Origin of the sequence: Aquimarina hainanensis (assembly GCF_042684685.1) — a bacterium.
GTDB lineage: Bacteria > Bacteroidota > Bacteroidia > Flavobacteriales > Flavobacteriaceae > Aquimarina > Aquimarina hainanensis.
In genome coordinates this window covers 2,414-17,040 of the sequence record NZ_JBHULX010000046.1, presented here as the reverse complement: position 1 = coordinate 17,040, position 14,627 = coordinate 2,414, and the positions used below count along the sequence as shown (strand labels likewise).

Sequence of the window (14,627 nt, the reverse complement as noted above, 5' to 3'; positions counted from 1 at the left end):
GATTTTTTGTTATTTGAAAATATTCGCATAAAGTATTATTTTTGCCTCTATGGCAATTGCAGAAGAATACATACGGCTTATTTTTGGATTGAAAATCAAGCAGATACGAACAGAAAAGGATCTATCTCTTTTTGGGTTATCGAAATTAAGTGGCTTATCAAAATCGTACCTAAATGAAATTGAAAAGGGAAAAAAATATCCTAAAACAGACAAAATCATCAAGTTATCAGAGACGCTTGATGTACCATATGACAAATTAGTATCTCTAAAACTCGATAAAAATTTAGCTCCAATAGGGGATATTCTTCAATCGGGAATTCTGGATGAAATTCCATTAGAATTATTCGGAATTCACCAAAGAGATTTGATTGACATCATCGCGAATGCTCCTTCTAAAGTAAATGCTTTTATCAGTACTATTTTTGAAATTGCTCAACATTACAATATGAGCCGGGAAGGTTTTTTTCTCGCCTCGCTCCGATCATACCAGGAGGCACACAATAACTTTTTTATAGAACTGGAAGCACACGCCTTGCGGTTTGCGAATTCTTATCAAATAGATCTTCAGGGAAACCTAACTTCTACGGAATTAGAAGAAATTTTGATAGAGGAATACGGATACACCATCAATAAAGAGGGAATCCCCAAACAGGAAGAGTTAATTAATCTCCGGTCTGTATATGTTCCCGCCAGTAAAACCTTATTATTATCAAAGGAGGTAGATGAGGCACAACGAACTTTTATATATGCCAAAGAAATTGGATATCAATATATGAAAATAGTAGAGCGTCCTTTTACATTTTCATGGATTAAGTATGATAAATTTGAAGAAGTACTTCATAATTTTTACGCATCTTATTTTGCCGGAGCTTTGATTATTCCCAGAGACCATTTTAAAAAAAATCTCAAAGATCTTTTCGAAATGAAGCATTTCTCAGAAAGAGCTTTTCACAAAATCATGAAGTTATACAATGCATCTCCCGAATCTTTCTATCAAAGACTGACCAACATTCTTCCTAAAGATTTTGCCATGCAAAATGTATTTTTTCTTCGCTTCACGCATCATCCCAAAACGAATAAATTTAACCTGGTAAAAGAGTTGCACATCACACATCAGCAACAACCTCATGCCAATGAAACCAATGAGCATTACTGTAGAAAATGGATGGCTATTAAAACACTGCAACGTACTGCTCAAAAAGACCTCACGTATTCTTTTGACATTCAAATCTCTAATTATGTAGAAACGAACCAACGTTATCTGGTATTTACTTCGGCCACTAAAGACCCATTCAAAAATGAATTTTACCGTAGCATTGGGATTGGTTTTTTAATCTCTCCTTCTTTGGAAAACAAAATTAATTTTGTGAATGACGCTAAGATAAAGGAAGAAAAAGTCGGGGTTACATGCGAATCTTGCTCCTTATCCGATTGTGATCTTAGGGTTGCCCCTCCTAAAAGGTTATTAGCAAAACAAAAGAATAAAAGAACGGCAATGCTTGTAAAAGAAATAATGGCTCAATACGAAAAATAACCAAATACTGCCGATCGCCTTATTAGTTATACTTCTTATTTCTTTCTATACAAAATACTATCTCTTCTATATGCTTCTAAAATATAATGTTTAATTTCTTCTACAACTCTGTCTATAGAATCATTTATAGTAGGTGCTACAAAGAATCTGGGGGTACCATCTTTATCTTTTTCATACCAGACTAAAGGAATTTTCCCCTTATCAATATCGGTAGAAGTACTATATGTGTCTTCGGTTCCTATCTCTACTTTATCTAACACTATATAATCATCGCATTTTTTTAATTTATTCAGAGTACACTGGTCGGATTCGATTGGTACAGCATTGGTATTCTGACCGAAAACAAAAAAAACATACCAACAAAATAAAAAAAAGAATTCCTTCCATAACAGCTATGAACTGTATCAAAACATATACAGGAGGAAAATAGCGAGACCCCTCCTCACCTTTTCCTCCTGCCTCAACTCTCTCTGCATCATCCTTCCGAATTAAAACTTTCTTTTCTTTCTCGTCTATAAAGTCTTTATAATTTGTAAAGCCGAGATATTTACAAAACAAATCGATTGTTTCTTTAGAGGGTTTCCCTCTATTTATTTCTTCAAATAAATACCTTTCAAAGGCTCTCTTAATCGTCATATAGCTTATTCGTCCATACTTTTTTTCTTCTATTTCATCGGCCACATGATTAGACAATGCATTTTTTGAATGTGAAACACATTCGTTTTTTGCTTTTTCGAAAACCTCTTTTACTATTCTTCCAACTTTTTCGTGATCCATTATTATACAATACCAATTACAACTTAGATTAACCCTTCTTCATATCTAATGAAACCCCTTTGTTTACTGATGTTCGAAACTTGTATAAAACAAGTATACAGTTTGTGTGTATTCCCTTCTTGAAACTATTATTTCTTTGCCTCAAGAATTAGTTTCTGTTATACTTTGCTAACATAACAATTGTACAAAACTAATCTTTACGGAAACCCGTAATACGGTCGATTTTATATTAAACAGGGAGGGATATAAAATGATTCGTATCGGTTCCTTCTTCCCAAAATCAAAATATCGGAGTACTCCATAGAACCCGTGGGATGCTAGTCATAGCATACTATGACTAGCTCCCCCTTTGTCTAAAATTGAAATTATTTAAAAAAAAATGAAAACAATATTTTATACAATGATCGCATTGTGCGTCATTACCAACTTAACCTCATGTTCAGAGGATACGACATCTGATGATCCGATATTACTCGAATTTGAACATCAATCTACAGAAGGAGATGATGGGCAGGTAGCTCCAGATCCTGATGATGATGATTAACGTAAGTATATAAGCCGTATTTCTTGTACGGCTTTTTTTTTTGTTTTAAATTTAGTTGTTAAAAACAACCTTGCTGTATCGTCTCTTCTTAATAACCTACCTTTTACTTTTTATTTCCTGTACCAAAAATTCCTTAGAATTAGAAAAAAATACAGTTACTCCCCCTAATAGCTTCTTTTATTTTCAAAAAGCTAAAGACAAATCTATTCCGCTACAAGAAAGATACAAGGCTATAAACAGCGCATACGAGCTAAGCAAAAAAAACACGAATGACACCTTACTTCTAAAAATACTTCAGAAGAAAAGTGTCATTCACTACTTAATGAAACAATACGATAGCTTGCAACTATTCAATACTCAATTATTACACGCTGCTATTCTCAAAAAAAACCCGTTTCATATTGGGAAACATTACTCATTAAAAGGAGTGTACTATAAAGAAGTAACCGGAGATCAAAACAGTGCTTTTTATTATTTTAATCAATCAAAAAATTACTTTCTCCAGATTGGGGATAATGGTCAAGTTGGAAAAGCTTTATTAAACATGGCATTGATTCAACAAAACTTCAGTGATTTTTTTGGAAGTAAAGAAACCATCACAGAATCCTTACAATATCTTATTCGTGCCCAAAAGACTAAATACATCGCTTCTGCTTATAGCGTATTAGCTACGAATCACCGAAAATTATTAAATTATGAAGATGCTATAAAATATTATAACAAAGCCATTGAGATTACAGATTCTGAAAAAGATCGGTTCGTATATCTTAACAACCTATCTGCTATTTATATCGATCACAAAAAATATAAAAAGGCCATTCAGGGCTTCAAAACAATCCTGAATAATTCTCTGGCAAACAAATGCGTAAAAAACAAGGCTCGTGCCATCGATAACATGGCGTATGCCAAATGGCTATCCACTCAGACAGATGTAGAAAATGAGTTTCAAAAAGCGTTAAATATTCGCTTAAAAAACAAAGATCTCAGAGGGCAAATAGCCAGTTATACCCATTTAGCCGAATTCTTTGCAAATAAAGATTCTAAAGCTGCTAAAAAATGGATTGATAAAGCCTTGATTGTATCTAAAAAATCAAACAACCCTAAGGCAGAATTAGACGCTTTAAAACTATTGATCAAGCTAGCTCCGCTTAATCTTCCTATAAAAAACAGGTATATCATTTTACAGGACAGTTTATACAAGCAAGAATTAACAGTCAAGACACAGTTCGCTAAAATAAAATATGACGACAAGTTAAAACAGGAAGAAATTCTAAAACTCAAAAACCAAAAGGCAAAACAAGAAACAGAAACCGCTAAACAAAAAGCACATAAGACTATTTTTCTCTCTAGTGGAATTATCATTCTTTTAATTGGATGTTTCGTTATTTATTTTTTAAAACAGCGATATAAAAGAGAAAAAATACAGGAAACCTATAAAACCGAAACCAGAATATCCAAAAAGGTTCATGATGAGTTAGCGAATGACATCTACAATGTAATGATACAATTGGAAGATGAAAACAAACCGGAACTCCTCAACAAAATAGAAGATATTTACTCCAGAACACGAGATATTTCCAGAGAAAACAGCAGTATTGATACCGGACAAAATTACCCGGAAGAATTATCAGATATGCTGAGTAGCTACACTCCAATAGATACCATGCTAATTGTAAAAGGGTTTGATCATATCAATTGGGAAAAAATATCTAGAGAAAAAAAAGTAACTCTATATAGGGTTCTGCAAGAATTAATGACTAATATGAAAAAACACAGTCAGGCTAAACTCGTAGCAATCACCTTTTCTAAATCTTTTAAATTGATAAAAATAAACTACTCTGATAATGGTAGAGGAATAACTGAAAAAGCAATAAATTACAGAAATGGGCTTTACAATGCGGAAAACCGTATAAAAACTATAGGAGGATCATTTATATTTGATTCGGAAACAGAAAACGGTTTTAAAGCCGAAATACAAATTCCTAATTAATCATAGAAAGCTCATGTTTAAAAAAGTGTTAGTTGCGGAAGACCTAGGAAGTATTGGGCATGGTGTTGCCTCCATGCTTAAGGAAAAAACGGAAAACATTGATATTCATCAATCTCAATACTGTGATGATGCTTTTTTGAAATTTAGAAGAGCTGAACAGGACAATACTCCTTTTGAACTTCTTATTACCGATTTATCATTTAAAGCTTGCTTTAGAGAACGAAAGCTCACCTCTGGTATCGAATTAATTAGCGCTATTAAAGCAATTCAACCCACGATTAAAGTTATCATGTACTCTATAGAGGATCGACCTACCAAGATAAGTACATTTTTCAAAAAACTGGAAATTAATGGATACGTATGCAAAAGCAGGTATGGTCTAAAAGAGCTAGAGCATTCTATAGAAGAAGTTTATAATGATAATATTTATATTTCTCCTCAAATATCAAATGCTCTCAACAAAAAAAATGTTTTTGAATTGAATGATTACGACATTATTTTGTTGAAATATTTATCTAAAGGGCTTACTCAAGATCAAATTGCCAAAGAATTCAAAAAGGAACATATTTCTCCTCATAGCATCAGTTCTGTAGAAAAGCGCTTAAACAAATTAAAACAGCATTTCAAGGCTAAAAACGGTATTCATCTGGTAGCTATGATTAAGGATCTCGGACTGTTATAATCAATCCCCTATTCTATTTCTCAAAAATTAAGCCTAAAAAAAACAGTAGGAGTCACTCTTAATGATACTTTATCCGTTTGCCTAAGCTTATACAATATATTTCCTGACGGGTCATCTTCCTCTAGAATCGAATACGATCGATTAATCACATTTTGTTTATCATACAGGTTGAGGATAGAAAAACCGGCTTTACCCCGAATATTTTTTTGTTTAGAAACATCAAACGTATATACTGTAGAAAAATCAAGACGGTGATATAATGGCAATCGATTACCATTTAATTCTTCATAAAGCAACGCAATCTCTTCTCCTTCATTTTCCAGGTCAACAATTTCTGTATAGGGGGTTCCGGATCTAAATGCCCATCCTAATGAAAACATAAACTTATTCCATGAATAAGTATGTGACCACCGCAACGAATGTCTGATATCATAATTCGAAGCGAATGTTTTTTCATCATTCAATCCTTCAAATAAAAAATCACTTTTGGCATAGCTATAACTTATCCAGGATGTATAATTTGTAAATTTCTTTTTAACTAAAAAATCAATCCCTTTTATTGTATTTTCTCCGATGGATAAAACCTCGGTATCTTCTGTACCAAAACCTTTTCCTATAGAACTCAGGTCATTGATAAATTTATAATATGCTTCTATATCAATCAGCCATGAATTGGCTTTATATTCTCCGCCAAAAGCTATCTGATAACTTTTGAGAATAGGAATATCACTTTTGTTTGCGACTGCCCATAATTGATTTTCTAATCCAAAATCATTCGTATATAACTCAATAATCTGGCTTACTGTTTGGTTTTTTGTATCTGCTGCTATTTTCCCCAGCAATTGTTTTGTTAGTTTCCGTTTATATGCAATTCTAGGAGCGACCAAAAATGTGTTTAATGAATGATGATAACTTCCTCGGATACCTCCTATCACAATATCCTTTGCCCCTGTATAGGTTACCTCTGAATATCCTGCATAAGCAATATTTGAAGCTTCATAAATATCTTCAAAATCAAAAACATCCTGAAAGTCTGATGTATTCTCAATCTTGTATGAAACATCTACATTAAAAAACTGCACCCCATTTCGCCAATCCCATTTTTTTCCAATCCTCCAATATGTATCTAATGCTCCTCCTATCTCTTCTAATCTATTTTCTTTATCTAACAAAGTCCTTTTTTCTCCAAAAAAAAGATCGGTTCCTTTATAATTTAAATCATAATTGGAATAGTGTCCTGATAATTCATACGAAAATTTAGCATTCTTTTTATGCTTATATTTTACACTAAACCCTTTATTATTGATAGTTAAAAAATTCGTTGTGATTTCACTTTTATCTAATAAGCTTGCCTGATAATCCAATTTATTTTTGGTGTACAAACTACTCAAAGTCACTGCTCCTTTATCTGTAATCTTTGAGTGAATTTTGAATGTGTAGTCCGAAAAATAAAATGCATTTGTCGTTTCGGAAAACTCGGGAGTAAAAAAATCTTGATCTGTTACTATTTTTGTGTTTTGAAACACTCGTTCGGAAAATCGATTGTACATGATAGTTCTTACGATATCGGTATATGATCTTCTGAACGATGCCAATATTCCCGTGGTTGAAGATACAGGAAGTTGAATATACCCATCTACATGGGTAAAATTACTTCCTAAACCTCCTTTTACTTTTTTATTTAATTCATCTTCTGTACTAATATCAATAACCCCGGAAATCCGATCTCCATAATACGATCCTATATTACTTTTAAGTAACTTTACTTTTTTAGTAATGTATGGATTAAATGTGGATAACATTCCGAAAAAATGTCCTGTATGATACATTTTTATCCCATCCCATAAAACCAGATTATGATCTGGGGTTCCTCCCCGAATAAAAATTCCCGAGGCAGTCTCACTCGGGCTTTCTATTCCAGGAAATTGTTGAATGCTACTTAGAAGATCGGGTTCACTCATTCCTGATATCAGTCCCATCTTCTGGGGAGTAATAATAAAATGCCCTTCGGCTGTTTTATCAATTCCCTGTATCAGGTATTCTTTAATTAAAACTTCTCCCAACAATATATTATCAGGGAATAATATCACCGCTGCACAAATACCTTTTTTAAATGTTGTTACCGGTTTTTCAATACTAGAAAATCCTATATATGATATAATAAGTACATCTTCTTTTTTGGCATTCAAAATTTCGAAATACCCATTAGCATCAGATATCGCCCCTTCATCTCTTCCTTGTATTGCTATAGTCACATTTCCTAACACCTCGCCATTACTAGCATCTTTTATATATCCACATATCTGATATTCATCGCCCTCTTCCTGAAAACGAATAACATAATATCGGTGATTTATTTTTTCTATTGATCCGTCGAGTTTTTTTTCGAGTATTTGTAACAAAGGTTCCAACCTATTATCTGTGTATGACAATGATATTGTCTTTCCCTGTAACCTATTAGCATTATATGAGAATTTAATTTTATATTCCGCTTCTATTTTTTGCAAAACTTCTGTCAGGGGGATTTGTTCAAATGAAAATATCTTTTTCGTCTGAGAAATTGTAATCACTGGAATTAAAAACAGCGTCAAAAAGTTTCGTACTTTCATTTATTCAGCCTCAAGCACAATGGTGGTTTTATCCTTAAAAATATAAGAAATTCTCATAGGATCAAAAACTGTTTTTAAAGCTATTTCCAGATTATCATGCGCAAAACCACCAGTATATAAAACACGTTGGTCTATCGAATGTACCTCAAAGACAACATCAAATTGTTTTTGCAAAGCAGTAATTACATAGTGAATTGGAACTTCTGCAAAAGTACTTTCTCCCTTGATCCAGGAAGGAACTTCTTCTTCAATTTTCCAATTTTTCTGGGTTTCATTTATTTTTCTAAAAGCATCTCCTTTATTCAGTATTCGTTCTCCGATAGTAGTTCCTGAAACTTTTACTCTTCCTTCATGACACTGTACTTCTATAAATCCCTTTTCTACTTTGGTATTAAATCTCGTTCCTAATACCGTCACAGCTCCTTCTTTAGTTTTTACGACAAATGCACTTCCTTTTTCTACCTCAAAATACGCTTCTCCATCCAACAATACAGTTCTGTTGGCATCCCAATTTTCTTTATCATAGGAAACCTGTGTTTTTGCATTTAGTTTTATTTCAGAACCATCTGGTAATGAAACCACTTTCGTTTCTCCATAAGTAGTTTCAAATTTCGTACTATTATCAAAAAAGTAATACATTCCTAATAGTATTGCTACCGAAGCAGCTGCCATATACAACCATTTTGGAAAAAGAGGACGCATTTTTGATGCTTCATTCAGTTGTTCTTTAATCTGCTTCAGTATTTCCTCTTCTTTATATTGAGGAGCATCTAACGTACCTATCTTTTTAATAGTATAGCGTATTCGCTCCGTTTTTTCAGACTGTTCAAAGGCTTCTAATTCTTCTTTTGTCAATTCATTGTTTAACCATCTAACCAGAAAAGTGTTATCCGTATTTTTTTGTTCCATGGTTTTTCTCTTTATCCTCTATTAATATAACAAGATGCTCCCCTTATTACCCTACTAAACATCTCCAATTTCTTTTCTAATGACTAACAAGGCATTATACATTCGTTTTTCTACTGCCTTTACCGAAATTCCAATAATTTCTGCTATTTCCTTGTAGGTTTTTTTATCTATTCTATTTAGTAAAAACACTTCTCTTTGACCATCCGGAAGATTGGCTAATACTCGTTCTATTTTTATCATGAATTCTTTCTCTTCCAATAAAAATTCAGGAGACTCAATAGATCTTTTCTCTGTATTTCCTAATGTTTGACGATGTCTGAAAATTACTTTCTTACGAGTTTCATGATTGAGGTGCATGTTTTTTGCAACGAGGAATAAAAAACCGGCAGCCTTCTCAAAAATTACTTTAGAACAATTCTTCCACAATTTTACAAAAGCTTCCTGAACAATATCCTCTGCCTGTTCTACATCTCCTGATTTATAATAAATATAATTTCTAAGCGTACGTGATTGACTTCTATAAATATCTTCGAACACCTTAGGTTTACATATATCTTTGACGTTTTCTGACATCATTTAATTTCTTGTTATTATCAAAACTAAAACTTTTTTCAGAATCCTAAGTAGGGTATTCCCGTAACATGTTGTTTTTATTTATAGTAACCGATATTTAATTGTAAACAATAGTTATTATGAGGAAATCATTCGAAAAATTAAAATTCTTATCTATTATTTTTTTATCAGTTCTGATACTGAGTAACTGCAATAAAGACGATGATGGTATCATTGTACAACCCGATGAAAAAGAAACCGAAAACCACACAGACCCGGATCCTACAGATGAGCAAGGAGAAGGAGAACAAGGAGATATTACGTTATATCGAGTGGTTGGAAAAAATCTCGTAAAAGAAAAAGATTATACTGTTTCCGGAAAGCATGAAACTTTTCAAAAAGATACTCAGAAACATATGGAAATATGGAGTCTGGTCAAAAAAATAGTTCCTCCTTCTTATCTAAAAAAGATGAATGAATTTATCATTTATGCGGGAGAAGCCAATGGTACTGCAGGATATGTCTACGAAACCAAAAAAGATTTATCTACCTGGCGAATGGGAATTGCTATTGATTTTGCCTACGATGGTGGGTTTAATGCCAATGGAGAACTGGCTTATACAATAATTCATGAATTCGGACATATTCTTACCCTGGATAATTCTCAATTAGACAGTAGTACTTCTTCCGACAATTGTACAAACTTCTTTCCCGGAGAAGGCTGTGCCAAAAATGACGCTTACATCAATGTTTTATACAATAAGTTTTGGAAAGATATTTGGAATGCATATAAAGACGCCCAAAACGACGAATCCCAAAAGCAAGAATTTTATAATATGTATCAAGATCGATTTGTAACCGCTTACGCTTCTACAAATCCAGGAGAAGATATTGCAGAAGTGTTTGCCACATTTGTTACCAAAGACAAAAGAGACAGTAATTCATCAATTGCCTCTCAAAAAATAAACTTGATGTATGAGTATAATGAGCTTATAAGGCTTAGGGACTTTATTAGAAAAAACACGGTTTCTTCCTCTAAATCCAAAAGGGCACTACCTGTTGCCGGACAATGGAAACAAGCATCTAGAATAGGAAAAAATCATGGCCAATGTCGAAGAAAACACTAAAATACACACCTATGAGATTAGTATTAATTGTATCATTGTTCATCACTATAATATCATGTGCTTCTAGTCAAAAAGAGTTGCCCTCCTCTTATATAAAACTTTCAAAAACTTCATGTTTGGGGACATGTCCTGTATATGATATTAAAATATCAAAAAAAGGACTTCTTTTATATAACGGGATTAATCATGTTCCAACGATGGGAGTATTACAGAAACAACTTTCTGATAAAGAACTAAACAAGATCATATCATTGTTTGAAACTTCTAAATTCAAAACGATAAAGCCCGTTATTAAAAAAGAGATTCGAGATATTCCTAAAGTAATTATTTCATACGAAAATCAGCTTTTAAAATTCCATGGAAATCAAGTACCTGAAAGTATTCAAACAATTATTACGTATCTGGAAGCTATAGTACAGCCATAGAAGGGCTCCTAAAATATGTAAAGCCTGCTTCTCAAATAGAAGCAGGCTTTACATATCTATCTCAGCAGAGTGTTATCTATTGAGATAAATATACCCTGTTTTGGTGATAACCTCTCCATCTTTATTCTTATACTCTAACATATAATAATAAGTACCTGCTGGTAACAAATCTTCTTCTTTTACTGTTGCTCTACCTTTAGAAGCTCCCGTAAAATAAGCTGTACCTGATTGTTCATATCCGCTAGCTTCAAAAACCATTACTCCCCACCTATTATAAATATATAGAGTATTCTCCGGGTATTGTTCCAGCCCCTCAATTCTCAATCCGTCGTTCATTCCATCTCCATTAGGACTAACTCCTGTGTGAACAATTACTTCTCCTCCACAATCTAAAGAGTCAACATCTACAGTCTGGACTAATGTAATGCTTGATTCATTATAATCACAGGCACTAAGACCATTTGTCTGATCTTTTACTTCATCTCCATCAGTAACTCCATCCCCATCAGTATCTTTTCTAAGCAAATCCGTTCCGTTTGTAATTTCATCATCATTGTTTACTCCATCATCATCACAATCCATCGCCATCCAAGAATCACTAACAATATTTATATCCTGATCTTCCTGATTATAACTACAACCATCAAAAGGATCTGTATCATTTGGTCCTGCTTCTCCATCCCTATCAGGATCTACTTCAACTCCATTTACTACACCATCTCCATCACAATCAGACATCGCCCAAACATGATATGTAGCAGAAGATATATTAGGAATTACCTGATTTAAGACACTACAAGCATCCTGAGGATCTGTTCCGTTAATAACTTCATCTCCATTACTATCTCCATCTCCATCACAATCCAGCTGTTCCCAATTAGTATCTGAAGATAAACTTATACTAGAAGCATTGTAATCACAGTTGTCCAAACCACTAGTTCCATCTGTTTTTTCATCTCCATCTGTCACTCCATCCCCATCAGTATCTGAATCTATAGGGTCAGTACCATCTGTTATTTCTTCTTCATTGCTTACTCCGTCTCCATCACAATCCAGTACGTTCCATGCTTCATTAGGAGTTGTATCTTGATTTATAGCAAGCATACTACACTCATCTATTGGATCTGTTCCATCAATAATCTCTTGTCCATTAGTAACTCCATCTCCATCACAGTCTAAAGCTTCCCATGCTGCACTTGGTGCCGTATCTTGACTAGCCACTAGTATATCACATCCATCAATAAAATCAGTACCATCTATAATTTCCTGACCATTGGTAACCCCGTCTCCATCACAATCTAACATATTCCATGCTACACTTAGTGTAATATCTTGACTGGTTATTAATAAATCACATTCATCTATTGGATCTGTTCCATCAATAACCTCCTGACCGTCTATCACTCCGTCTCCGTCTGTATCTGGATTTGTGGGATCTGTACCAATCTCTTCTTCCTCTTCATTTGTTAATCCATCATCATCCGGATCAATCATATACTCTTTCTCCGAACTCACTTCTGTAGTATTCCCTACCGCATCAGTAACAGAAACACTTCCTTCTATTGTCACATCAGGATCTGTTAATAAAACCGTTCCGGGAACTTCTACAGAGAAAGCCCCTGTGCTATCTACTGTACCTGTATAAACAGAACCGTCAATAACTAAAGTAACAATATCTCCCGTTGTAAATTCTCCTGTTACAACTCCCGTAATAGCTATAACTCCTTCTGCTTCTTCCCCTGTAACAATATTATCTGTCGTAATATCATCTATTGATAAAGTCACCACAGGAGGGGTTGTATCGATTGTTAATTCCCCGGAAGTGGTATCCGTGGCTGTATTACCAGCTGTATCAGTAGCTGTAGCGGTTACATCATAGCTGCCATCTGTAGTTAGTTCATTACCCGCAGGAATCGTTAAGCTCCAGGTATTATCGCCATTGTCTACCAGATTCCCGTCTCCTTCGCTATAGGTAACTCCATCTACCGTTACTGTTAAGCTGTCTGAAGAATCCGCTGTACCTGTGATCAACGGGGTTGTATCATTGGTGGTCTGACTAACCACTGTTGGAACTGTAGGCGCGACTGTATCGATTGTTAATTCTCCGGAAGTGGTATCCGTAGCCGTATTACCAGCTGTATCCGTGGCTGTAGCGGTTACATCATAACTACCATCTGTAGTTAGTTCATTACCTGCCGGAATTGTTAAGCTCCAGGTATTGTCGCCATTGTCTACCAGGTTCCCGCCTCCTTCGCTATAGGTAACTCCATCTACCGTTACTGTTAAGCTGTCTGAAGAATCTGCTGTACCTGTGATCACCGGGGTTGTATCATTGGTGGTCTGACTAACCACTGTTGGAACTGTAGGCGCTACTGTATCGATGATCAGTTCCCCGGAAGTGGTATCCGTAGCCGTATTACCAGCTGTATCAGTGGCTGTAGCCGTTACATCATAGGTGCCATCTGTAGTTAGTTCATTACCCGCTGGAATCGTTAAGCTCCAGGTATTGTCGCCATTGTCTACCAGATTCCCGTCTCCTTCGCTATAGGTAACTCCATCTACCGTTACTGTTAAACTATCTGAAGAATCCGCTGTACCTGTGATCACCGGGGTTGTATCATTGGTGGTCTGACTAACCACTGTTGGAACTGTAGGCGCGACTGTATCGATTGTTAATTCCCCGGAAGTGGTATCCGTAGCCGTATTACCAGCTGTATCCGTGGCTGTAGCCGTTACATCATAGGTCCCGTCAGGACTGATCTCATTACCCGCAGGAATTGTTAAGCTCCAGGTATTGTCGCCATTGTCTACCAGGTTTCCGTCTCCTTCGCTATAGGTAACTCCATCTACCGTTACTGTTAAACTATCTGAAGAATCCGCTGTACCTGTGATCACCGGAGTTGTATCATTGGTGGTCTGACTAACCACTGTTGGAACTGTAGGCGCTACTGTATCAATTGTTAATTCTCCGGAAGTGGTATCCGTAGCCGTATTACCAGCTGTATCAGTAGCTGTAGCCGTTACATCATAACTACCATCTGTAGTTAGTTCATTACCCGCAGGAATTGTTAAGCTCCAGGTATTGTCGCCATTGTCTACCAGATTCCCGTCTCCTTCGCTATAGGTAACCCCATCTACCGTTACTGTTAAGCTATCTGAAGAATCTGCTGTACCTGTGATCACCGGAGTTGTATCATTGGTGGTCTGACTAACTACTGTTGGAACTGTAGGGACTACTGTATCGATTGTTAATTCCCCGGAAGTGGTATCCGTAGCTGTATTACCAGCTGTATCAGTGGCTGCAGCGGTTACATCATAACTACCATCTGTAGTTAGTTCATTACCTGCCGGAATCGTTAAGCTCCAGGTATTGTCGCCATTGTCTACCAGATTCCCGTCTCCTTCGCTATAGGTAACTCCATCTACCGTTACTGTTAAACTATCTGAAGAATCCGCTGTACCTGTGATCAACGGGGTG

The 14,627-nt window shown here is 35.2% G+C and carries 12 protein-coding genes; 6 read left to right on the top strand and 6 right to left on the bottom strand.

Going from position 1 to position 14,627, the window contains the following annotated elements; genetic code table 11:
• Positions 1-55 precede the first annotated feature (55 nt).
• Positions 56-1,534: a helix-turn-helix domain-containing protein gene (locus tag ACFSTE_RS21045; protein ID WP_176031095.1), complete on the top strand. Its 1,479-nt coding sequence runs from the start codon at positions 56-58 to the stop codon at positions 1,532-1,534.
• Positions 1,535-1,569: 35 nt separating this feature from the next.
• Here the strand turns inward: ACFSTE_RS21045 and ACFSTE_RS21040 are convergent, their stop codons facing one another.
• Together ACFSTE_RS21040 and ACFSTE_RS21035 are read right to left on the bottom strand one after the other, a co-directional pair.
• Positions 1,570-1,794 (bottom strand): hypothetical protein, encoded by a 225-nt coding sequence (locus ACFSTE_RS21040; protein ID WP_176029021.1) that lies wholly within the window; start codon positions 1,792-1,794, stop codon positions 1,570-1,572.
• A 25-nt stretch (positions 1,795-1,819) separates the two neighbouring features.
• A complete protein-coding gene (locus ACFSTE_RS21035) occupies positions 1,820-2,311 on the bottom strand; it encodes a hypothetical protein (RefSeq protein ID WP_176029020.1) in 492 nt (163 codons plus the stop codon).
• A 379-nt stretch (positions 2,312-2,690) separates the two neighbouring features.
• On the opposite strand from ACFSTE_RS21035, the gene ACFSTE_RS21030 reads away from it, so the two are divergent.
• Genes ACFSTE_RS21030 through ACFSTE_RS21020 form a run of 3 tightly spaced genes read left to right on the top strand, consistent with a single transcriptional unit; the run spans position 2,691 to position 5,527 of the window.
• Positions 2,691-2,855 carry a hypothetical protein gene (locus ACFSTE_RS21030; RefSeq protein WP_176029019.1) on the top strand — a complete coding sequence of 55 codons (165 nt, stop codon included), beginning with the start codon at positions 2,691-2,693 and terminating at the stop codon, positions 2,853-2,855.
• Between the two features lie 55 nt (positions 2,856-2,910).
• On the top strand, positions 2,911-4,845 hold the full coding sequence (locus ACFSTE_RS21025; RefSeq protein WP_378256808.1) for a tetratricopeptide repeat-containing sensor histidine kinase: 1,935 nt from the start codon (positions 2,911-2,913) through the stop codon (positions 4,843-4,845).
• 13 nt (positions 4,846-4,858) lie between these two features.
• Positions 4,859-5,527 (top strand): DNA-binding response regulator, encoded by a 669-nt coding sequence (locus ACFSTE_RS21020; protein ID WP_176029017.1) that lies wholly within the window; start codon positions 4,859-4,861, stop codon positions 5,525-5,527.
• Positions 5,528-5,547: 20 nt separating this feature from the next.
• Here the strand turns inward: ACFSTE_RS21020 and ACFSTE_RS21015 are convergent, their stop codons facing one another.
• Genes ACFSTE_RS21015 through ACFSTE_RS21005 form a run of 3 tightly spaced genes read right to left on the bottom strand, consistent with a single transcriptional unit; the run spans position 5,548 to position 9,621 of the window.
• The gene (locus tag ACFSTE_RS21015) at positions 5,548-8,136 is read right to left on the bottom strand and encodes a TonB-dependent receptor (RefSeq protein ID WP_378256810.1); all 2,589 of its coding nucleotides are present in this window, start codon (positions 8,134-8,136) and stop codon (positions 5,548-5,550) included.
• Positions 8,137-9,045, bottom strand: coding sequence for a FecR family protein (locus ACFSTE_RS21010; protein ID WP_378256812.1), 909 nt, complete (start codon positions 9,043-9,045; stop codon positions 8,137-8,139). It lies immediately after the preceding gene.
• A 54-nt stretch (positions 9,046-9,099) separates the two neighbouring features.
• Positions 9,100-9,621 carry an RNA polymerase sigma factor gene (locus ACFSTE_RS21005; protein ID WP_378256814.1) on the bottom strand — a complete coding sequence of 174 codons (522 nt, stop codon included), beginning with the start codon at positions 9,619-9,621 and terminating at the stop codon, positions 9,100-9,102.
• A 116-nt stretch (positions 9,622-9,737) separates the two neighbouring features.
• Between ACFSTE_RS21005 and ACFSTE_RS21000 the strand changes: the two genes are divergently transcribed.
• Positions 9,738-10,724, top strand: a complete 987-nt coding sequence (locus tag ACFSTE_RS21000) for a putative zinc-binding metallopeptidase (RefSeq protein WP_378256816.1) — start codon at positions 9,738-9,740, stop codon at positions 10,722-10,724.
• An 11-nt stretch (positions 10,725-10,735) separates the two neighbouring features.
• On the top strand, positions 10,736-11,149 hold the full coding sequence (locus ACFSTE_RS20995; protein WP_176029013.1) for a DUF6438 domain-containing protein: 414 nt from the start codon (positions 10,736-10,738) through the stop codon (positions 11,147-11,149).
• Between the two features lie 72 nt (positions 11,150-11,221).
• Here the strand turns inward: ACFSTE_RS20995 and ACFSTE_RS20990 are convergent.
• Positions 11,222-14,627, bottom strand: a 3,406-nt coding sequence (locus ACFSTE_RS20990) for an Ig-like domain-containing protein (protein WP_378298394.1), incomplete at its 5' end; no start/stop codon positions are given.

What these genes read in the sequence shown, in the direction of transcription:
- ACFSTE_RS21035 (WP_176029020.1), bottom strand. Translation starts at nt 2,311, where the DNA reads ATGGATCACGAAAAAGTTGGAAGAATAGTAAAAGAGGTTTTCGAAAAA.
- ACFSTE_RS21030 (WP_176029019.1), top strand. Translation starts at nt 2,691, where the DNA reads ATGAAAACAATATTTTATACAATGATCGCATTGTGCGTCATTACCAAC.
- ACFSTE_RS21020 (WP_176029017.1), top strand. Translation starts at nt 4,859, where the DNA reads ATGTTTAAAAAAGTGTTAGTTGCGGAAGACCTAGGAAGTATTGGGCAT.
- ACFSTE_RS21015 (WP_378256810.1), bottom strand. Translation starts at nt 8,136, where the DNA reads ATGAAAGTACGAAACTTTTTGACGCTGTTTTTAATTCCAGTGATTACA.
- ACFSTE_RS21010 (WP_378256812.1), bottom strand. Translation starts at nt 9,045, where the DNA reads ATGGAACAAAAAAATACGGATAACACTTTTCTGGTTAGATGGTTAAAC.
- ACFSTE_RS21005 (WP_378256814.1), bottom strand. Translation starts at nt 9,621, where the DNA reads ATGATGTCAGAAAACGTCAAAGATATATGTAAACCTAAGGTGTTCGAA.
- ACFSTE_RS21000 (WP_378256816.1), top strand. Translation starts at nt 9,738, where the DNA reads ATGAGGAAATCATTCGAAAAATTAAAATTCTTATCTATTATTTTTTTA.
- ACFSTE_RS20995 (WP_176029013.1), top strand. Translation starts at nt 10,736, where the DNA reads ATGAGATTAGTATTAATTGTATCATTGTTCATCACTATAATATCATGT.